This is a genomic window from Tumebacillus permanentifrigoris (genome assembly GCF_003148565.1).
Classification (GTDB): domain Bacteria; phylum Bacillota; class Bacilli; order Tumebacillales; family Tumebacillaceae; genus Tumebacillus; species Tumebacillus permanentifrigoris.
The window spans coordinates 342,795-363,937 of sequence record NZ_QGGL01000001.1 but is presented as its reverse complement, the minus strand read 5'-3'; the positions used below and the strand labels follow the sequence as shown (position 1 = coordinate 363,937).

Below are 21,143 nucleotides of genomic sequence, written 5' to 3'. Positions count from 1 at the left end.
GAAAAACCGATCGGGTCAAACCCAGATCGGTTAGGTTTCCAAGACCACAGCGGGCAAGCGAATCGTCACTTCGGTGCCGCTGCCAAGTGTGCTGGCGAAGGAGAGTTCGCCGTCCATCGCTTCAATGAGGCGCAAGGTCACCATCGTGCCGAGACCAGTGCCTTTTTCCTTCGTGGAGTAGAACGGTTGACCTAGTCGTTGCAGCATATCAGGCGTCATGCCGACCCCGGTATCCTGCACCTGGATCACGATGTGTTGGGGGTCGTGATAGGCGCGCAGATGGACGACACTCCCTGTTGACTGTGAGGCTTCGATCGAATTTTTCAAGAGGTTGATCACCGCTTGCTTGAATTTATCTGGGTTGGCGCGCACCCAGAGGCCGCTTTCCAACTGCGGGTTGATCTGCACCCCATTGAGCAGGGCGAACGAGGTCATCAGCCCGACGACATCGTGCAGTTCGCGAGATGCATCGAAGACAGCGAGCGTCTCGACCTGCGGTTTGGCGAAATTCAGATAGTCGCTGATGATGAACACCGCACGATCCAACTCGGTGATCGCGGTGTCCATGTACTGTTTGTTTTTGGGATCGGCGTTGTGGCTGACCAACTGCAAGAACCCGCGCACGACCGTCAGCGGATTGCGAACCTCATGGGCGATCGAGGCGGCCAGCTCGCTGATGATGCCGAGCTTTTCCGCACGATGCATCTCGATGCGCAATTTGTTGGTGGCGATGAGGTTCTCGATCAACCAGATCGCCAGAGCCATCGTCATCGTCTGCAACGCCCCGATCAACAGCAAGAAGCAGATTTTCTCAGCCGCTTCGATTTGCAAGGAAAGTTGCGTATGGAGGCGGAGATTCAAGGCGGCGACGAACAATTGCATCAAGTACGCGGCGAGGGCCAAACTCGATCCGAGCACCAACCGACGTCGTGGACATCCTTGCGCGAAGCGTTTTTTTAAACCGAATGGGAGGCACATATAAACAAGCGTGAACACGATGGAATAGACCGCAGCATCCCCGCCCACATAGGCCCGGAACGCCACCTCTAGCAACAACGCCAACGCGCCGGCACGATACCCCGCGTACAGCAAGGTCAGCACCAACGGCAAGGCACGAAAATCCCAGAAGATATGATACCCGTCAACAAACGGATAGTGCAAACAAAAAACAGCGGACAAACCGCCCAAGAGCCCAGTGAACCACCAAGAGCGGTAGATCGCCTTCTGGGCCGAGCGATCATAGAAGATCTGGTACAGCAAGACCGGAAACAGGACGATCAAGACATTTAAAAACAGGTCCTTGCTTAACAATGAACTACCCCCACATCGAGACGTTCCTACACAACTTTATTAGTATGCCATGCTTTTGGCGTTCTGTCAGATCAACTAAGCTTTTAACTCGCGTACAAGAGAAGGTATTTACTAAAAGTTTTCGGGGGTAAAAAGGGATTTCATTGTAACTGGAGAAATACTTCATTTAACTGATTGGGGTCATCAGTGGCGAAAAAGCACACCGTGGGGGGAAGAAAATGAAGTTAGAAGTTCCAGTAGCGAGAAAAATATATATTGGCTTCCTGATCGTCCTCATCCTGCTGGCAACCGTAGCAGGAATTGGGTATTTCAGAATCTCTCTGATTGATAAGAACTATAGTGAACTGATTCAAGGCCGCCTCAACGATGTGATGATAACCAAGGACATCGTTTCAAACATTAGTGAACGGCAAAAGTATGCTCGTGGCTACTTGCTCGTTGGGGACGAGAGCTACATCACGGGCTATACCAAGGCCAACCAAAGTTATGTCGATTTGAGCAACCAACTTGAGAAAAGCCTAGAAACACCAGAAGAGAAAAAAATCTTCAATGAAATGAATGCGATCCACACCGAACACGAAAAAATCATTGATAACCTCGTCGCCTTGAAAAAGGAGAACAAGGTTGCGGAATACACGCAACTTGTCAAAACACAATGCACGCCCGTTGGGGAGGCCTTTATTCAAAAAGCCGAGGAACTGCTGGACTATCAGGCCAATGAAGCGAAAATGCAAAACGTTGATCTGAATAACGATGTGGCGTTTACCAAGAAACTTGTGCTGATCCTGAGTATTTCGTCGCTGTTGATCGGGCTCGGAGATGCCTTCCTCATCAGTCGGATGCTCTCCCGCCCTGTGCGCAAGATCACAGGTGCAGCGGAGCAGATCGCAGCCGGGGATCTAAGCGGTCCCGATCCTGTCATCAAAAACCGAGACGAGATCGGCGAATTGGCACATCACTTTAGTCAAATGAAGCAAAACATTCGCGTGCTTTTGGAACAGGTCACCCTGAATTCGCAACAGGTGGCCGCCACGTCCGAAGAGGTGACAGCCAGTTCCGAACTGACAAGTCAGGTCGCGGAGAATGTGGCACAATCGGTCCAAGAGATTGCGATCGGCGCGGACCGTCAAGTTGCGGATGTGACCCATGCGACAAACGTCGTGATCACGATCTCGGAAGCCATCGCAGAAGTATCGTCCGGGATGGAACATGTCACCACCTCTTCCGCCGATGCCAAACAAACAGCAGCCGACGGGAATCAGGTCATCGTCAAATCGATTGAACAGATGAATGTGATCAACCATAGAGTGAGCATCTCCTCCGACGTGGTCAACCAGCTTGGCGAGAAGTCGAAGGAAATCGGAGGCATCGTCTCGATCATCCGTGAGCTCGCGAATCAAACCAACTTGTTGGCTTTGAATGCGGCGATTGAAGCGGCGCGTGCGGGAGAACAAGGCAAGGGATTCGCCGTGGTCGCCGACGAGGTTCGCAAACTGGCGGAAGAGTCCGGCAGTGCAGCCACGCAGATCGCGACGATCATCGGAGAGATTCAACGCGATACAGAGAAAGCGATGCAAGCGATGAACCAAGGCGACGATGCTGTAAAAGAAGGTCTGGTGATGATTCAAAACGCCGGAGAGGCCTTCCACAATATTATGTTGGTCGTGGATGATGTATCTGCACAAACACAACGCGTGTCCGAACGCGTGCAAGAAGCCAACAAAGGGACGAAGTCTGTCGTCGAGCTGATGGAGGGAATCGCGCAGGTTTCCGAGTTAGCAGCCGAAAATACGCAAACCGTAGCTGCATCTGTACAGGAACAAACCGCTTCCATGGAAGAGATCTCAACCGCCTCGACCACGCTGTCCTCGATGGCAGAAGAGCTACAACAGTCGCTGAGCAAGTTTAAACTGTAGGGGAGCAGGCTCACTCTCTCAAAAAGCAACAGCACCCGCATGGGGGGCTGTTGCTTTTTTGTATGGTGGCCAATCGACCTGCTGATCAATCGCGATAAAAGCCCGCTCCACAGCCTTTCACAAATCAGTAAACAGAAGGGGCCATGCAGTTCAGAATGGTCAGGAAGTGTCTATGCAGGAACCGTGATTACGAATATAATTATTTAGTAGTAATAGTTGATTCGTAGTTTATGTTTACACATAGATGGTTCAATGGAGGTCTTTGCTAATGATTACAGTTGACCAGAAAACTCGTAGTCAAATACCACTAGGTAGACGTATTTCAGAAATCATGCAAGAGAAGGGCGATGCTTTCACCATCCGTGCTTTTGCGCAACGTCTAGGCATGAACCGAGAGTCCATGCGCAAATCCCTAGCTGGCGAACGCCCATTTTCTTCTGAAGAACTAGAACCGATCATCAACGGGTTGGGCATAACTCAAGACAGATTGAAGCAGATCGATACTTATGAAAAAGAGAGAGATTTGATTTCGACCCTAGAAGGCAAAACGCGAAACAAGGTTACGATGGAACGAGCCACCAGACTAGCGAACGAACTTGCAGAAGTGGCAATCGGAGCCACAGAGCGTGGATATTCTCTGAATAATCTTGGAAGGGTTCAGTTCCTACAGAGGGACTATGACGGGTCACACGAATCTTGGCTAAAAGCCATGACATATGCGAAAAAAGTACACGAAGAATATCAGGACAATCGACTTTTGGACTTTGTGACCGCAAATCTTATGTTGACGTACATTTCCCAAAAGGAATACAGCAATATCGAGGAAGTCCTGAATACCGTTGAAAAGGCTTTTCCTGAAAATCCGCGAGTGCTTGGTAATGTCTACTATGCACGGATGAGAGTCCAAGCAGATCGTGGGAACCTAGAAATAGCACGTAAATATGGATACCGTTCACAGGAACACTATGAACAAACCAACGATAGCAATGCAATTGGTAAGTCGCTTGTGAATTTAGTTTATATTGAGTATTTGAACGGAGAATATAAAATCTCTGCTAGGGCTTCCATGACAGCCATAAAACACCTTCAAGAAAACGACGACATTCTCGCAGTCGCGATTATGTACTGCGTCAAATCCTTGTTGAAGCTAGAGAAATACGAAACAGCGTTAACGTTACTTGAGCAGCATGCGTCACTCTTGGAGGAGTACCCCACGATCTCTAGCAAGGTACAAATCATCTATACGATCTTAAAAAATGACCCATTATATGCTATACGTGTAAGTGAGGATTCATCTCAGACCTTAAAAATACGCGCTTTCGCTTGTAAGTGCCTATTCGAATTTTACGCAAAACGAGATGACTCAGAATCTGCGATGCGATACTATAAACAGGAGCGCATCTATTCTCGCTCAAAACGTGAGTTTTTCGATGAGGAGGATTTCTAGGTGAGGAAGATCCTAATAGTCTTAACACTGGTTGCGGTAGCAAGTTTTGCAATCGGAAGCACAACGATAAGCAAGACTGCAGGGTGGGTTGACCCTGATCCTGTAGGTTTTGTAGCGATCAAGAAGTAAACCTCCTCCCCACCGCCCTCGTATACGTGTACGAGGGCTTTTTTTGTTGAACCTGTAGGCGTATTGGGGATGTAGGCGGCCTATGGTAAACTAGAGGGACAACAAGTGAACGGAGAAAGGGTGTGAGCGCGTGGAATGGACAGGGGAGCGCATCATTCCCAAACTGCTCAAGCCGACGAATGGGATGTTGCTGGAACATCTCGCCCGCTACTACTTTGCCACGCCCTATGTGCGAGGACGGGTGTTGGACATCGCCTGTGGCAGCGGCTACGGCTGTCACATGATCGCCAAGGATCGCAAGCGCGAACTGACCGAGTTGGTCGGCGTCGACAACGACGCAGAAGCCCTCGCCTATGCGAATCGGGAATACAACCATCAGAAAGTCACCTACCGCCAAGCAGACGCACTCGACCCGAAACTGCCGGAGGAACTCGGCGTTTTTGACGCGATCCTGAGCTTTGAAACGCTGGAACACGTCGCAGACGACCAGCTTTTTATGGACAACCTGTACCGCCTGCTCAAGCCGGGCGGCACGCTCGTCGTCTCGACTCCATTTGGACGCGGACGCGGGATGCCGACGAGCGAACCCTTCCACGTCCATCAACTGACCCCGGAGGAGTTTCACGAATTGTGCGGACGCTTTGATCGCGTGGAGATGTTCTATCAGCGCGGCCCGACCTTTGAGCGGGAACCGCGCACAGGAGTGCGGTACTTTATCGGAATTGCCGTCTGTACAAAAGCGTAGGGAGGCGAGCGCATGCGCACGTGGAAAGTCTGGCAGGTCTTGAGTGTGGCCGTGTTGGTGGGGATCAGCACAGATGTTTTTGCTTCAACGCCGTTGCGCGGATTGGCGCGCCCCGACTTTGTGCAGGTACAACCGCAAGGAAGCGAGGCCGTGCTGAACAACCCGTTCATGGGCTTGGTGCCAGCCGCGTCCGGCGGCCCGTATGTCCAGCCGCATCGACTGGTCTACATGGTGCTGAGCTGGCGGGACCTCGAACCGGAGAAGGGCCGATTTGCTTTTGAAGAGATCGAGCGCAAGTACAAGTTTGCCGAGTGGAACCAGCGGGGCGTGAAGGTGATCCTGCGCTTCGTCCTCGATTATGGAACGGAAACGAAGCATATGGACATCCCTGACTGGCTGTACCAAGAAATCCAAGGCGATGGGATCTGGTACGACGAGGATGTTGGCAAGGGCTTCAGCCCGAACTATGACAACCCGAAGCTGATCAACGCGCACCGCACGGTGATGCAAAAACTCGGGGAGCGCTACGACCATGACCCGCGCCTCGCCTATCTCGCGCTAGGCAGCCTCGGACATTGGGGGGAGTGGCACACCTACAGCGATGAAAAAATCAACATCCCCTTCCCAAAACTCGCCGTCTCCGATCAATACGTTCAACACTACCTCGACGCCTTCCCCGACAAAAAACTTCTGATGCGCCGCCCACACCCGATCGTTCAGGACAAGCAACTCGGTCTCTACAATGATATGTTCGGCAGTCCGCGCTCGACGAGCGACTTCAACGACTGGTTTGAAAACGGGTATACCTCCTCGCTCGCAGGTGCAGACATCCCGGCGATGCCTGATTTTTGGCGCGCAGGACCGAGTGGTGGTGAGTTTGGCAACGCGGGCAGTGTGCGCGGGCTGTTGCAGCCGCAAAACATCGGAGAGATTCTGGCGGAGGCCCAACGCAGTCACGTCAGTTGGATGGGGGCGACAGTGCTGTCCGAGGTGAAACTCGACCAGACGGAGCAGAGTAACCTGAACTCCTTTTTGAAAAAAATCGGCTATCGGTTCGTGATCCGCTCCGCTTCCTTCCCCGATAAAGTTCGGCAGGGCGGCCATGTACCGGTCACGCTGGTGGTCGACAACCAAGGGGTGGCCCCTTTTTACTACCCGTGGCCGTTGGAACTGTCGCTCGTCGACGAGGCGGGGGCCGTGGTCGCCAGCACCGTCACATCCGAAGACATTCGTCGCTGGCAACCGGGCCAGATCCAGACGATTCAATACCTGAGCGTCCCGCCGGGACTCGCACAGGGAAGTTACACCCTCCATGTCGCGATCCTCGACCCCGATACGAAACAGCCGGGCGTTGAGTTCGCGATCCAAGGCAAGCGGCAGGACGGCCGGTATCCGCTCGGGGAGTTGACCGTTACAGGGAAGCCACCGCTGCGCCTGCCGTGACGACGGCGATCACGTAAAAAGGAAGTTCCTCCGCACGCGGGGGAACTTCCTTTTTTCTGGAGGACGGGGGGGTGGGGAGTCAAGAACCGTTGCGACACCAGCTCGCAAAGTGTTCGCAGTTGTTGTGGAAGAGGTTGTACTTGTCCTCCCCGATCCGCGAGTAGGCACGGCGGACGGTTTCGCGATCGGAGTAGCGCTGGATGCTGTTTTTGCGCTGCACGTTCATGCCGCTCGCGAAATTTTCCAGCGAGTCTTCGAGGATGCCCTGATTCAAAAGATAATGAACCACGCGACCCCCTCCAACATAGATGCCGTGGTGGGTATACCCGACGCGTTGGACGTAGACATGGTCGCCGCGTTCCAGTTGGTGAGACTCGTCCACCAACAGACGTCGTGCCATCAAGCGAGGGTCGTTGGCATCGAGGAAGTTTTCCACCGTCTGTGAGAGATTGCGGACTTTTTCGACCGGGGAGTGTTTGCCGACGCGGACGGCGAGCGTGGTTGCTTCGCTGAGCAAGCCGATCAACCCGCCAAGGTTGGAGGAGGAGCGCATGTTTCTGCTGCGTCTGCTCAAGTTGGAAGCCCCCTTAATTTAGATGTCATCATATTTAATTATATTATACTGAATGATCTGATGAATTGTAATCCTGCATTTGTGCTATTCTCGTAGCAAGAGGAGGTTGTGTGAATGGACTTGCAAGCGGTACTACAGCGATTAGAAGGATATGGCTCGGAGCAGACGCGCAAGACTTATCGACGGCACGGTGCCAGCGCGAACCAGTACGGGGTGAGTTTTGCCAATCTGAAGCTGTTGAAAAAGGAGCTCAAGACCAACCAAGCCCTCGCGGAACAGCTCTGGGACACGGGCAATGAGGACGCGCGGATGCTGGCGACGATGATCGCGGACCCGAACAGCATCTCCGTGGAGGTCGTGGAGAAATGGATCGGGAATTGGCCGTATTACCCAGGGGTGGATGCGGTGGCTACGCTGGTCGGCAAGGCTCCGTTTGCAAGCGCATTGGTTCCGAAGTGGACGACGGTGGAGGACGAATGGGTGAGTTACGGAGGCTGGCAACTGGTGGCGCAGCTCGCGACACATGACAAGCAGTTGCCAGATGACTACTTCGCGGCGTATCTCACGGTGATCGAGACGTCGATCCACAGCCGTCCAAACCGGACGCGTCATGGGATGAACGGCGCCTTGATCGCGATCGGCCTGCGCAACGCGGACTTGGAAGAGGAGGCGCTGCGTATCGCGCGGGTGATCGGGAAGGTAGAAGTCGATCATGGCGACACGAGTTGCAAGACTCCAGATGCCACGACCTACATCGAGGACACCAAATTCAAACGGGATGCGATGGCGAAAAAGCGGGCGAAGAAATAGTGAAAAGTATAACTCTCAGATTGCGTGTGCACTTTAGTTAAATATCTAGTAAACTAAATGCAAATGGATAAACGCATAAGGAGAATGAGTCGTGGCATTTATGATCCCAGAAACGATACACAGTTCTGCCACAGCTGGAGAACGATTGTTTTTTCAAACCTTAAAGCGTGACCTACCCGAAGACTACCTCGTCTATTACGAGCCTGATATCAAGGGAAAACGACCTGATTTTGTTATCATCGGTCCAGATCTAGGAATCTTGGTCTTGGAAGTGAAGGACTATACAAAAAACACTTTGCATCAGCTCAATCGTGATGATTGGACGATTAAGACATCTGCGGGCGATATTCAAACGGTCAAAAGCCCTTTGCTTCAGGCGAGGCAATACGCGTTTCACCTCTGTGACTTATTAAAAAGAGACAAGAACTTGGTGCAACTTGCAGGTAAGTATCATGGCAGTTTAAAGTTTCCATACGGGTATGGCACTGTTTTTACCCGTTTGAAGCAGGAAGAGTTTATCCGTCATGACTTGTACTCTGTGATCGAGCCTAACCTCGTGTTGTGCCGCGATGAGATCGACTCAGATGAGGAAGGGTACTCACAGGAGCATCTGGTGGAGAAATTACAGGGGATGATGCCCGTCTTTTACCGTCGTTCGGAACGTTTGAGTGACGCGGAGATCCAAGCGATTCGCTATCACTTGTTCCCAGAAGTTCGTATCAGCGCCGAATTTGGCGAACCTGTTCCTTACCAAGATCAACTATTGCTCTCCTTACACAACATCAAGACGATGGACCTCTACCAAGAAAACTTGGCGAAGCAGATGGGGGATAAGCACCGTTTGATTCGAGGTGTGGCAGGGAGTGGCAAGACGTTGATTCTCGCCAGCCGCGCCAAATTGTTGTCCAAGGAGCATCCCGACTGGAAGATTCTCATCCTCTGTTACGGCGTGCCACTTGCCCGCCAATTACATAGTTTGATCGAGCAACGGGACAAATCAGATCTCAATTCCTATGTCAATATTCAGGTTTATAACTTCCACGCGTGGCTGCGCGATACATTTCGAATCGTCAACGATGACCAGATTCCGCTCTTGTTAGACAAGATTGAGAAAAAGGAAGCGATTCTGCCCAAGTACGAAGCGATCCTGATCGATGAAGGCCAGGACTTTGCGCCCGAGTGGTTGAAATTGGTGAGCAGCGTATTGAGTGAGGAAACGCAATCCTTGCTCTTAGTAGAAGACCGTGCGCAAAACATCTTCAAACGCAAAACCAGCCTCAACCAAAACATTGGGTTGGACTTTCGTGGACGCTCGAAAGTGTTGACGATCAACTATCGCAACACTGCACAGGTTGTCCAGTTTGCCTGGGACTTCTATCAGAAGCATTCGGTCCTCCAAAACAAAGTCAAGCAAGGAACCACGGAAGGTGTGGAAATCTTGCCCCCACAGAGCACCAAGCGGCGCGGTCCGGAACCGATGGTCAAACGCTTTGCGAATTTGCGAGAGGAGATGTCGTTGGTTTGTGCCAAAGTCTACGAATTGTATCACGAGGGGATTCCTTTATCGGAGATGGCGATCCTATACCGGATCAAAAATTCGTACCGTGAACCCTATATTGATACCATTAGGCAGCAACTTTCCAACTCCAACATCCCCTTTTACTGGGTGACAGAGAACGCAGCGAGCAAGCGCCAGTTTAACCGAAAGGACGAGTCGGTGAAGATCTCCACGTTCGATAGTGTGAAAGGGCTCGACTTCCGTGTCGTTTTTATCGTCAATTTGGAAAGCATGCCGTTCAAAATGGAAGAAAACGAAGAACGCGATGTGGCGTTGCTCTATATTGGAATGACTCGGTCGCTGCAATACTTGTTTCTGACGTATAGTGGAAATTCGTTGTTTACACGTTATCTGGACGAAGTGGAACTGCGTCGGCAGCAGGGTACAATTCTCGAACAAGCTCGGGATCAAGCATAGGCTTGGCCAGCACCGCTATGGTAAAATACAAGCACATAGCAAATCGGAAACTAGATCGCGTGGCGGTCTAGTTTTTTTGTCGGATGGAGGGTGAGAGATGTGCTGAGAGTGCCGATTGAAGAGGTGTTGCCTGCCCTGCAGGAGACGTTGCGCGGACAGGTACATGCCGTGCTGGTCGCCCCGCCCGGTGCAGGCAAGACGACGAGGGTGCCATTGGCCTTGTTGGATGCACCGTGGTTGCAAGGGCGCAAGATCCTGATGCTCGAACCTCGTCGGCTGGCCGCTCGTGCCGCCGCTGGCTTCATGGCGAAGTTGTTGGGGGAGTCGGTCGGAGAAACCGTAGGCTATCGAGTTCGGATGGACACCAAAGTTGGTCCGACGACGCAGATTGAAGTCGTCACCGAAGGCGTTTTGACCCGGCTGTTGCAGGCGGATCAGGCGTTGGAGGACTATGGCATCGTGATTTTCGACGAATTTCATGAGCGCAGTCTGCACGCCGACTTAGGTCTGGCGCTGTGCCTGCAATCACAATCCCTCCTGCGAGAAGACCTCCGCCTGCTCGTCATGTCGGCAACGCTGGAAGCAGAGCCGGTCGCGGCCTTGCTCGGAGATGCCCCCGTGCTGACAAGTGCAGGACGCGCGTATCCTGTCGAGACCCGGTTCGCCGCTCGCCGGATCGATGGGCGCATCGATCCTGTCGTGGTGCGCACGATCATGGAAGCTTTGGAACAGGAGGAGGGCGACATCCTCGTCTTTCTCCCCGGCACGGGTGAGATCCGCCGCGTGGAAAGCCAACTCCCACGTCGTGATGGCGTGCGCGTGACCACGCTCCACGGCGGCCTCTCCCGCGAAGCACAAGACCTCGCGATCACGCCCTGCCCGCCGGGGCAACGAAAAGTGGTGTTGGCCACCTCGATTGCCGAGACGAGTTTAACGGTGGAGGGCGTGCGCGTCGTGATCGACAGCGGGCAGATGCGGGTCCCGCGTTTTTCCCCGCGCACGGGCATGACCCGTCTGGAGACGGTCACCGTCTCGCGCCCCTCTGCCGATCAGCGCCGAGGTCGTGCGGGGCGACAGGCCCCCGGCATCTGTTACCGACTCTGGACGGAACAGGAAGACCAGCAACTCAAACTCCGCAGCACACCGGAAATCCAAGAGGCCGACCTCGCCCCGCTCGCCTTGGAACTCGCCACATGGGGGGTCACCGATCCAGCGGACTTGCTCTGGCTCGATCCACCGCCGGCCTCGTCCTATCAACAAGCGACCACACTGCTCCAACAGCTCGGCGCGCTCGACCCCAGCGGACAGATTACTCCCCACGGACGGCAGATGGCAGAACTCGGCTTGCATCCACGCCTCGCGCACATGATCTTGCAAGGAATTCCGCTCCAACACGGGCAGCTCGCCTGTGACCTCGCCGCGCTGCTCAGCGAGCGCGATCTGCTCCGTGGCGACCGCCTCGCAACCGCCGACCTGCGACTGCGAGTAGATGTCCTGCGCGCCATTCAGGAAAAAACGGAGCTGCCCAGCACCACCGTCGACCTCCACGCGGCCCGTCGTCTGCTCACCGAGGCGAAGCAATGGAAGCGTGCGCTCCAGATCCCGCCGCAGGAAAAAAGCGACCCAGAAGCCTGCGGGCTTCTGCTCGCTTTTGCCTACCCCGACCGGATCGCCCAGCGCCGCCCCAATGGACGCTACCTCCTGCGCAACGGACGCGGTGCTGCGCTGCCGGAACTGCAAGAGATCTCCAACGCGGCCTATCTCGTCGCCGCCGAACAGGACGACCAAGGCGTGGAGAGCCGCATCTACCTCGCCGCTCCCGTGGAACTTGAGGAGTTGAAAAAGCACCTGCACACCCAGATCCGCGAGGAACGCCTCGTCGAGTGGGATGCCTCGACACAGTCAGTCAAAGCCCGCAAGCGGGAGCGCCTCGGCGCGTTGATCTTGCGCGACACGCAACTGACCAACCCGAGCCCGGAGGAAACGTTGCAGGCGCTCCTCGAAGGCATCGCCGCCGCAGGTCTGGACAAAGCCTTGCCTTGGACGCGCAATGCCCGCCAACTGCAACAGCGCATGCACTTCCTGCACCAGTCGGACCCGACATGGCCCGATGTTTCAGAGCTTGCCTTGACGGAGACGCTTGCTGACTGGCTAGGACCGCATCTCTACGGGGCGAAAAATTTGAGCAGCGTCCAACGCCTGAACTTGACGCAACTGCTCGGATCGCGGCTGAGTTGGGAGCAGCAGCGCGAGTTGGAGACCAGCGCTCCGACGCACATGGTCGTGCCCAGCGGTTCGCGTGTGCCGATCGATTACAGCGATCCGCACGCACCCGTGCTCGCCGTCCGGTTGCAGGAAGTGTTCGGCCTGCCGGAGACGCCGCGCATCGCACGCGGGCGAGTGCCGCTGCTGATGCACTTGCTGTCACCTGCCCAACGTCCGGTGCAAGTGACCCGCGACCTCGCCAGCTTCTGGGCCAACGCCTACTTTGAGGTCAAAAAAGACTTGAAAGGCCGCTACCCCAAACACTACTGGCCCGACGACCCGTGGAACGCCACGCCGACCCATCGCGTCCGTCCACGGCCTACAAATTGAACCACCACATACAGAAAAAGACCGGAAGTGCGCCCGCACTCCCGGTCTTTTTTTCACTTGCGAACTTGAATAGTTTAGTCGTGGAGAATATATATACTACAGAAATAAATATTTCAGTAAATTTTCGATTTCGAGAAGGTTAACCTTTTTTGTACTAGAATATCATTCTATATATCAAAGAAGTGTGTTGTCTCCGTCAAATCAACCAGTACAGAGAAAGAAGGGATCACATGTCCAGCACCGAACTCTCGATTCAACGTTTTGGTTACCAACAAGAATTGCGTCGCACGTTGAGTCTCACAGATTTGGTCATTTATGGCATGGTGTTTATGGCACCGCTCGCGCCGATGCAGGTTTATGGCCTCGTTGCGCATCAGAGTTATGGCATGACCCCACTGGTGTACATCGTCGGCGTGCTCGCGATGTTGTTTACCGCCATGAGTTACGCGCACATGAGCCGGGAGTTTCCGATCGCCGGTTCGGTCTACTCGTACATCCAACGCGCGGTCAACCCGCACATCGGGTTCGTCGCGGGCTGGTTAATTCTGATCGATTACATCTTGATACCTGGACTGATGTATGCATTTTCCGCCGTGTGGATGGAGGGCATCGTGCCCGGTGTTCCGGCCCAAGCGTGGGGCGTGCTGTTCATCCTGATTAACACGTTTATCAGTGTCCGCGGCATCACCTTGACGGCAAGGGCGAACTTTTTCATGTTTTGGTTGCAAATCGCGACCTTGGTTGCGTTTTTCGCGTTGGGCGTGAAGTTTGTGTTCATCGATGGGCATGGCACCGGTGGGTTCTCGATGGCACCGCTGTTCCAAGCCGAGCACTTCAACGTCAACTTCATCGCGACGGCGACGACGATCGCCGTGCTGGGGTTCCTCGGGTTCGACGGCATCTCCACGCTGGCGGAGGAAGCCAAAGACCCGGTTCGCACAGTTGGCAAAGCGACGGTGCTCTCGCTGATCGTGATCGGGGTGTTGTTCCTCGGGCAGACCTACATGGCCGCGCTGGTGCATCCGGCGTATGAAGGGCTTGACCCGGACATGGGCTTTTTCGACATCGCTCGGGAGTCGGGCGGGGACGTGTTCTACGTCTTGCTGATCCTCGTCAACGTCATCGCGATGGGCGGAGCGGTCACGCTGAACGTGCAAGCGGCCACTTCACGCGTGCTGTACTCGATGAGCCGTGACAATCTGTTGCCTTTCTCCTCGTTCTTCCGCCGCGTGCATCCGAAGTACCAGACCCCGATTGGCGCGACGTTCTTCTCCGCGGGGGTGTCGTTGTTCATCCTGTTTGCGCTGCCGATTGAGACGATCATCAAGTTCGTCAACTTCGGGGCGACCACGTCCTTCATGATGCTGAACTTCAGCGTCTTCTACTACTTCTTCCTCAAGAAAAAGCGTCGCGATCTCAAGAGCATTTTCAAGTTCATGATCTTCCCGCTGGCCGGGCTGTTCATCGTCGGCTATGTCTGGTCGGGATTTGACCCGGTGACCTTCTATGTCGGGTTTGGTTGGATTGCAGTCGGGATCGTCTTCGGCGCGGTGAAGTCCAAGGGCTACCGCGAACTGCCGCCGACGTTGCAGGATCTCTAAGAGCAGAGGGAGGCAGAGCGTATGCGCCTGTCTGGAAAAGTAGCGATCGTCACCGGTGCCGCTCGTGGCATTGGGGCTGCGATCGCACAGCGGTTTGCAGAGGAGGGCGCGCAAGTCGTGCTCGCGGATCTGTTGGCGGAAGGTGCGGAGACAGCGCGCGCCATTCGCGAGTCGGGTGGACAAGCGGTATTTTGCCGGACGGACGTCTCCAAGTCGGAGGAGGTCCAAGCGCTGATCTCGACCGCTGTGGAAACGTATGGTGGGCTACATATCCTGTGTAACAATGCCGCTGTGAACATTCCAGGTTCGATCTTGGACATCAGCGAAGAGATCTGGGATCTCACCATGAACGTCAACCTCAAGGGGATGTTCCTCGTCTCCAAGTACGGAATTCCCGAGTTGAAAAAAGCGGGCGGCGGCTCGGTGGTGAACATCGGGTCTGCGAACTCGCTGGTGGCCGAACCGTTGCTGTCGGCGTATGTGACTTCCAAGGGTGGGGTGCTGATGCTGACCAAGTCGATGGCGCTGGACTTCGCGGCAGACAATATCCGCGTGAATTGCGTCTGCCCAGGCTGGGTGGACACGACGATCAACGATGCGCATGCCGAGTTGCTGGGCGGACGGGAGCACGTGTTGGCGGGCATTGCCGATTTCCAACCGATCGGGCGGATGATTCAACCGCGCGAGATCGCGAATGTCGCGCTGTTTCTCGCGTCAGACGAGTCTTCAGCGATGACGGGGAGCGCGATTGTCCCCGATGGCGGGATGACAGCCAAGTAGGCAAGAAGTTACGGAAAAAAGACCCAGTCGCGGGTGCGGCTGGGTCTTTTTTTACAAATAGGCTTGGCGGGGTCGACCCAATACAAATCGGTCCTTTGTGCCTATTTATGGAATTACATTAATATATTATCATTTGTAAAAGAAGTGAAAATCGGAGGAAGAACACAATGAAACAAAAAGCTTGGATTCAAACTCTTGCCGTGCTTGCAGTTGCGTCATCCATCACAAGCACCGCATATGCAGACACGACGAACCCAGATCGAGCACAAGACCTTACCCTTACGGTTTCAGGTACTATGAAAGAAAAGCTTGACGAGAAACACGCGTTGGCGAAACTGCATGAAAATGTAAGGGTTGGTAAGTCCACACAAGCAGAGGAAGATCAGGCATTTGAGAAATTCGTAGCCAAATGGGGAGGAATTGGCCTCACCGCGAGCGAAAAAAACAAAGCACTTAAGCGTGAAAACGGCATCACTTTTAACCCGCAAGCTCTATACGGTTCTCACTACGTTCCCGTCAGTCAACTGTCACAACCGAACAATTACTATTGTGGGCCAGCAAGTGCGACGGAAATCATCCGTCAGATCGGCGTAAACCCAAGCTTGGCGATGAGTGATGCAGCTAACTATCTCGGGACCAACACCGACGGTACAGTTTGGAGTAAACGCGCGATCACGGGTAGCTACTACTACCCGATGGCAGACACGCTTGACTACTACTCCAACTCGGCCAATAATTATGCGGCGGAAGCATCACCGAGCGCAGCAACCTTCAAGAGCGATGTAACGTACACGATTGACAAGGGTTATCCGGTTTCCGCCGACGTTGTGGAAAATGCCAATGGGACTCACTTGGTTGGACATCCGACTAACCTGACGATTTACCACTGGATTGCGATTGACGGCTACTCTGCCAGTGGTGACAATACGCAGTATGCAGATTCTGCATCGGGTGGTCAAGGATTTAGCACCGCATGGAATACGGCTTCGATACCGACGAAATCAACGCTCAACTCGAGCACGATTGCGGGCATGACAAGCGGTCGCGGCATCATCTGGTAAGCATACAGGAAAGTCGAGACGGGCGGGTAGCTACCGCCCGTCTTCTTGCAAAAGGAGGATCTCTCTGTGACTGTGACAATCAACCATTTGAAAACTTTTACTAAGGCAGTCGGAGCCTGCACGTTCTTGCTCGGTAGTTTAACGGTGTCTGGTTGTGACTTTTTTAGCGAAGCCTCTTCCACTTCACCAAGTGCAAATTCAAACGATGCACAAGATAAGTTCTTACCCATACCGACTAACCCACCGGAAGTTGAGCCTGTAGTGCAGGCAACAGGTTGGAATAGAGAAGCAATCCAAGCGTTTGCGAGTAGACTTCCGGATCAACGTATTTTTTCCTCGCTTAGTGTTGCCAATGATGGTCAGATCGTTGCCACGGTTCCCAAGCAAAATGAAAAGCCTTACGAAGTGGTTTTGTTCGATCCTAAAACAAAAAAAGTTGAAACGATTGCAGCTGTAGAAGGAAAGTATGCGCAGTGTGCTGTTGCCGACGTTAATGACCAATGGGTAGTTTGGAGCGAGGCGCTCGATCAGCAATTTTTAGATTGGAACATGCATGTGTATGATCGCAGAACACATCAAGACCGGATTGTATATTCTTCGCCAAAAGACAGTCAAGGACATGGCTATCCAGGAGTTTTATGGGCACCGCATCTGTTTGAAAATGAATTTGTTTTTAGCCCAACTGTCGGACCGGCTACAGCCACAGGTCCTGGTTTTGTCGCAAAAAAATACAACCTGCTCACGAATACGTTTACTGACCTCACTACGTCAGGATATAACCCTGTGCTAACAAAGGATTTTGATATGTGGGTTGGCTATGATTCGGAAGAGCAGGATGGTGAGCTGTTTTGGAATCGAGGAAAGGTAACTAAACAGGTTACGAAAGGCGTTCATCCTAAATATTTCTCTGTGGAAGGCGATAGTTATGCGTGGAGCAATCATCTGAATAGACAGTGGACCATTGGTATTTCTGAGAATGGGGAGCAAAAGACCCTAGTAAAGTCTGGGGAGGCAGATGCGTTGCAATTCCTGACGATGAGTCAGCGTATTTTGGCTTGGACTTCCTACGAAAAAACACAAGTCTACGACCGGAAGTTAGAAAAGTTGATCACATTGGATCAAAAGCCAGCAACAACTGTCACGACCAAAGGACATTATTTATATTGGGCGATTCCGAGCGGCACACCTGAACAACAGCAGCAAATCGCGAAGGATTCCGGAATCGTAGCGGCTGACATGTACCTCGTGGATTTGGATAAGATATGAGGCTAGTATCGTGAATCAGAGCCGTACCGTACCTCAACGAAAACGAACCAACCGCATTGGTGATGGGCCGTTTTTTTCGGAAAAAAAAGCCCTCGGCCGACAACCGAGGGCTTTTCCCTAATGAGCAGATGTCACCTGCAACCCCACGCGGTCGATCAGCGTCCGGCTCTCTTCATTGAGGCCAACGAGGGTGACGTTCTTTTGCGCCTCTTGGTACTTGGCGAGCACTTTGGAGATCGCGGTCACCGCCGAATGGTCCCAGACATGCGAGCCGCTCAGGTCGATGACGATCTGCGAGGGGTCATTCGCCACATCGAACAACTCGATGAAGTGACTCGATGTCCCGAAAAAGAGCTGACCGGTCACGTAGTACGTCTTGCGCGTGTTGTCCTGCTCACAGTGCGATGTGGCTTGCAGGCGGGAAATCTTCCAGCCAAAGACCAGTGCGGAGATGATCACACCCGCGATGACGCCTTTGGAGAGATCGTGTGTCGCGATGACGATCGCCATCGTCGTCAGCATCACGAGCGCTTCATTGATCGGCATCCGGCGGATGTGCAGGAACGAATTCCAGTCGAACGTCCCAATCGAGACCATGACCATCACACCCACCAGCGCGGCCATCGGGATGCGGGTGACCACATCGCCCAACACGAGAATGAGGAAGATGAGGAACATCCCGGCAACAAACGTGGCCAGTCGCCCGCGTCCACCTGATTTGATGTTGATGACCGACTGGCCGATCATCGCACAACCGGCCATCCCACCGAAAAAGCCGGTGATGACGTTGGCCAACCCTTGCCCGCGAATCTCGCGGTTTTTGTCACTGTGTGTCTGGGTCATCTCATCGAGGATCGTCGCCGTCAGCAAGGATTCAAAAATCCCGACGATCGCCAGCGAGACTGAGAAGGGCAGGATGATCTGGAACGTTTCCCACGTCAGCGGCAAGTTCGCGATGTGGAAACTCGGCAGCGCACGCGTGATCGTGCCCATGTCCCCGACCGTATGCAGGTCCGCATGTGTGAAGATAGCGAACACGGTCATCACGATGATCGCCAGCAGGGCGGACGGGAACGCTTTTGTGAGGTAAGGGAACAAATAGATGATGGCAAGCGTTCCGGCAACCATTGCATACATCTGCCAGCCAGCCCCGACAAAGTTCGGGAGCTGTGCCATGAAGATCAAGATCGCCAGCGCGTTGACGAAGCCGAGGACAACCGGATGTGGCAGGAACGTGATGAAACGTCCGAGCTTGAGCACGCCAAGCACGAATTGCAGGATGCCTGTCAGCACCGTAGCGGCAAACATGTACTCGATTCCATAGTCTGCCACCAAGTCGATCATCACCAAAGCCATCGCGCCAGTCGCCGCTGAGATCATGCCGGGTCGCCCTCCGGCAAACGAGACCACCACAGCGATGGCGAACGATGCATACAGCCCGACCATCGGGTCGACGCCAGCTAATATGGCGAACGCGATCGCCTCGGGAATCAAAGCAAATGCCACCGTCATGCCCGCGAGGATATCGCCGCGGATGTTAAAGAACCAAGACTCTTTATACGTGAGAGTTCGCATTGGATACCTCCTCCTATTACTAAGTCCTGAGAATAGCACAGGCGTGTGTCGACAGCAAGGTTAAGCACCTAGAGGAGGGGATGAAGTGCGAACGAGCGAGCCGAATCGTTGTACCCTAACAGAAGCACGTATAAAAAAAGGCTCCCTCGCCGAAGCAGATGAGCCTTTTCCCATTTCCACCGCACATTCTCCGAACGAAATATAATACTCATTGACTATTGTTCGTGTTTTCCCGTAGAATGGTCTTCGGAGAGACTCGTATACGCTGGGAATAGGGCTCAGTGTCTCTACCGGCACCCGTAAAGTGCCGACTACGCGTCCTGTGACCTTGAAAGGGGAGACCTATCGATGTCGTATGACGTGATTATTGTAGGAGCAGGTCCCAGTGGGATTTTTGCCGCCTATGAATTGACACACCTCGATCCGAACAAAAAAGTCCTGTTGATCGACAAAGGACTGGATATCCACCACCGCCGCTGCCCGATCTTGGAGGAAAAGTTGGTCAAGTGCCCGCCAGCCCATCAGAAAAAGGAATACGCCGGCTGCCTACCTGCCTGCTCGATCACCGCGGGTTGGGGGGGCGCAGGTGCTTACAGTGATGGCAAGTTCAACCTGACCACAGAGTTCGGCGGTTGGATGGGCGACTATCTCTCACCGTCCGAAGTGCTGAAATTAATTGAATACGCTGACGAAGTGAACCTCGCCCACGGTGGGACGACGACCATCACCGACCCGACAACACCAGAAGTGTCTGACATCGAGCGCAAGGCAGCCGCGGCTGGCCTCAAGCTGCTCAAAGCACGCGTGCGCCACTTGGGTACGGAGGAAAACTTGAAGATCCTCACGAACATCTTCCACACCCTGGAAAATCGAATTGAAACCCGCTTCAAAACGTTTGTCGAGGATATCCTCGTCGAGGACACCGGAGCAGGCAAGACCATCACCGGCGTTTTATTGAAAAACGGTGAAGAACTGCGCGCGAATAAAGTGATCATCGGCCCGGGCCGTGACGGTTCGCAGTGGTTGTCCGAAATCCTGAAAAACCACGGGTTGCGCATGTCGAACAACCAAGTCGATATTGGTGTGCGCGTCGAGACGTCCGATGTGATCATGGATGAGATCAACAAGCATCTCTATGAAGCGAAATTCGTCTACAGCACCAGCGTTGGCACACGTGTGCGCACCTTCTGCTCCAATCCGTCCGGGCATGTCGTCGTCGAGAACCACTCTGGCGTGATGACGGCGAACGGACACTCCTACAAAGACCCGAAGCTCGGCAGTAACAATACGAACTTCGCCTTGCTCGTCTCGCACACGTTCACCGATCCGTTCGATAAGCCGATTGAGTATGCCAAGGAAGTATCGAGTCGTGCCAATGACTTGTCTAACGGCTCCGTGATCGTGCAAAAGTACGGCGACATCCTCAAAGGACGCCGTTCCACGCCGAAGCGGATCGCAGAAGGCTTCCTCGAACCGACGTTAAAGGAAGCGATACCAGGCGACCTCGGGCTGGTCTTGCCGTACAACACGATGAAGTCGTTGATCGAGATGATGGACGCGCTGGACAAAGTCACGCCGGGAATCGCTTCGGAGCACACGCTGTTTTACGGTGTGGAAGCGAAATTCTACTCGGCGCGACCGAAGCTGACCGATACGTTCGAGACCGAAATCCACGGCCTGTTCGCCGTGGGCGACGGTGCAGGCATCACCCGTGGACTCGCCCAAGCCTCGGCTGCCGGAGTTCATGTCGCTCGCCACATTCATAAGACGATATAAAAAAAGGCGACCATTGGGTCGCCTTTTTGTAAATTCAATAGGTATGAATAATAGGTGGTTATTTCGTCTGATTCCACCTCCTCGCAACCATCACTTTTCCTTCACGATACACAAAAAGCTCTTAAATTGGTAGAATGTT

General features: G+C 53.6%; 15 protein-coding genes and 1 riboswitch. Of the genes, 12 read left to right on the top strand and 3 right to left on the bottom strand.

Annotated elements, in window-relative coordinates:
• Positions 1–30: 30 nt before the first annotated feature.
• Complete coding sequence (locus tag C7459_RS01615) at positions 31–1,311, bottom strand: sensor histidine kinase (RefSeq protein ID WP_109685585.1); 1,281 nt, start codon at positions 1,309–1,311, stop codon at positions 31–33.
• Between the two features lie 218 nt (positions 1,312–1,529).
• Here C7459_RS01615 and C7459_RS01610 point away from each other — a divergent pair, with 218 nt between their 5' ends.
• From C7459_RS01610 to C7459_RS01595, 4 genes are all read left to right on the top strand, one after another.
• Entirely contained in the window at positions 1,530–3,227 is a 1,698-nt protein-coding gene (locus tag C7459_RS01610) for a methyl-accepting chemotaxis protein (RefSeq protein ID WP_109685583.1), read from the top strand.
• Positions 3,228–3,495: 268 nt separating this feature from the next.
• Positions 3,496–4,674 (top strand): hypothetical protein, encoded by a 1,179-nt coding sequence (locus C7459_RS01605; protein WP_109685581.1) that lies wholly within the window; start codon positions 3,496–3,498, stop codon positions 4,672–4,674.
• A gap of 313 nt (positions 4,675–4,987) precedes the next feature.
• Positions 4,988–5,548 (top strand): class I SAM-dependent methyltransferase, encoded by a 561-nt coding sequence (locus C7459_RS01600; RefSeq protein ID WP_109685910.1) that lies wholly within the window; start codon positions 4,988–4,990, stop codon positions 5,546–5,548.
• A 12-nt stretch (positions 5,549–5,560) separates the two neighbouring features.
• Complete coding sequence (locus C7459_RS01595) at positions 5,561–6,991, top strand: DUF4832 domain-containing protein (protein ID WP_109685579.1); 1,431 nt, start codon at positions 5,561–5,563, stop codon at positions 6,989–6,991.
• A gap of 79 nt (positions 6,992–7,070) precedes the next feature.
• Here C7459_RS01595 and C7459_RS01590 read toward each other — a convergent pair whose 3' ends face one another.
• Entirely contained in the window at positions 7,071–7,565 is a 495-nt protein-coding gene (locus C7459_RS01590; protein ID WP_146200919.1) for a lecithin retinol acyltransferase family protein, read from the bottom strand.
• Positions 7,566–7,679: 114 nt separating this feature from the next.
• Here C7459_RS01590 and C7459_RS01585 point away from each other — a divergent pair, with 114 nt between their 5' ends.
• From C7459_RS01585 to C7459_RS01555, 7 genes are all read left to right on the top strand, one after another.
• Positions 7,680–8,375, top strand: a complete 696-nt coding sequence (locus C7459_RS01585; protein ID WP_109685575.1) for a DNA alkylation repair protein — start codon at positions 7,680–7,682, stop codon at positions 8,373–8,375.
• Positions 8,376–8,466: 91 nt separating this feature from the next.
• Positions 8,467–10,350 (top strand): 3'-5' exonuclease, encoded by a 1,884-nt coding sequence (locus C7459_RS01580; protein WP_109685573.1) that lies wholly within the window; start codon positions 8,467–8,469, stop codon positions 10,348–10,350.
• A 99-nt stretch (positions 10,351–10,449) separates the two neighbouring features.
• Positions 10,450–12,945 (top strand): ATP-dependent helicase HrpB, encoded by a 2,496-nt coding sequence (hrpB, locus tag C7459_RS01575; protein WP_109685572.1) that lies wholly within the window; start codon positions 10,450–10,452, stop codon positions 12,943–12,945.
• Between the two features lie 230 nt (positions 12,946–13,175).
• Complete coding sequence (locus C7459_RS01570) at positions 13,176–14,546, top strand: APC family permease (RefSeq protein ID WP_245884358.1); 1,371 nt, start codon at positions 13,176–13,178, stop codon at positions 14,544–14,546.
• 21 nt (positions 14,547–14,567) lie between these two features.
• Positions 14,568–15,326 (top strand): SDR family NAD(P)-dependent oxidoreductase, encoded by a 759-nt coding sequence (locus C7459_RS01565; RefSeq protein ID WP_109685570.1) that lies wholly within the window; start codon positions 14,568–14,570, stop codon positions 15,324–15,326.
• Positions 15,327–15,493: 167 nt separating this feature from the next.
• Positions 15,494–16,387, top strand: a complete 894-nt coding sequence (locus C7459_RS01560; protein WP_109685568.1) for a C39 family peptidase — start codon at positions 15,494–15,496, stop codon at positions 16,385–16,387.
• 66 nt (positions 16,388–16,453) lie between these two features.
• Positions 16,454–17,653, top strand: coding sequence for a hypothetical protein (locus tag C7459_RS01555; protein WP_109685566.1), 1,200 nt, complete (start codon positions 16,454–16,456; stop codon positions 17,651–17,653).
• Between the two features lie 117 nt (positions 17,654–17,770).
• Here C7459_RS01555 and C7459_RS01550 read toward each other — a convergent pair whose 3' ends face one another.
• Positions 17,771–19,228: a SulP family inorganic anion transporter gene (locus tag C7459_RS01550; RefSeq protein WP_109685564.1), complete on the bottom strand. Its 1,458-nt coding sequence runs from the start codon at positions 19,226–19,228 to the stop codon at positions 17,771–17,773.
• Positions 19,229–19,464: 236 nt separating this feature from the next.
• Positions 19,465–19,562: riboswitch (purine riboswitch) on the top strand.
• A gap of 14 nt (positions 19,563–19,576) precedes the next feature.
• Between C7459_RS01550 and C7459_RS01545 the strand changes: the two genes are divergently transcribed.
• A complete protein-coding gene (locus tag C7459_RS01545) occupies positions 19,577–21,004 on the top strand; it encodes an NAD(P)/FAD-dependent oxidoreductase (RefSeq protein WP_109685562.1) in 1,428 nt (475 codons plus the stop codon).
• Positions 21,005–21,143: the final 139 nt, after the last annotated feature.

What these genes read in the sequence shown, in the direction of transcription:
- C7459_RS01610 (WP_109685583.1), top strand. Translation starts at nt 1,530, where the DNA reads ATGAAGTTAGAAGTTCCAGTAGCGAGAAAAATATATATTGGCTTCCTG.
- C7459_RS01605 (WP_109685581.1), top strand. Translation starts at nt 3,496, where the DNA reads ATGATTACAGTTGACCAGAAAACTCGTAGTCAAATACCACTAGGTAGA.
- C7459_RS01600 (WP_109685910.1), top strand. Translation starts at nt 4,988, where the DNA reads ATGTTGCTGGAACATCTCGCCCGCTACTACTTTGCCACGCCCTATGTG.
- C7459_RS01595 (WP_109685579.1), top strand. Translation starts at nt 5,561, where the DNA reads ATGCGCACGTGGAAAGTCTGGCAGGTCTTGAGTGTGGCCGTGTTGGTG.
- C7459_RS01585 (WP_109685575.1), top strand. Translation starts at nt 7,680, where the DNA reads ATGGACTTGCAAGCGGTACTACAGCGATTAGAAGGATATGGCTCGGAG.
- C7459_RS01570 (WP_245884358.1), top strand. Translation starts at nt 13,176, where the DNA reads ATGTCCAGCACCGAACTCTCGATTCAACGTTTTGGTTACCAACAAGAA.
- C7459_RS01565 (WP_109685570.1), top strand. Translation starts at nt 14,568, where the DNA reads ATGCGCCTGTCTGGAAAAGTAGCGATCGTCACCGGTGCCGCTCGTGGC.
- C7459_RS01560 (WP_109685568.1), top strand. Translation starts at nt 15,494, where the DNA reads ATGAAACAAAAAGCTTGGATTCAAACTCTTGCCGTGCTTGCAGTTGCG.
- C7459_RS01550 (WP_109685564.1), bottom strand. Translation starts at nt 19,228, where the DNA reads ATGCGAACTCTCACGTATAAAGAGTCTTGGTTCTTTAACATCCGCGGC.
- C7459_RS01545 (WP_109685562.1), top strand. Translation starts at nt 19,577, where the DNA reads ATGTCGTATGACGTGATTATTGTAGGAGCAGGTCCCAGTGGGATTTTT.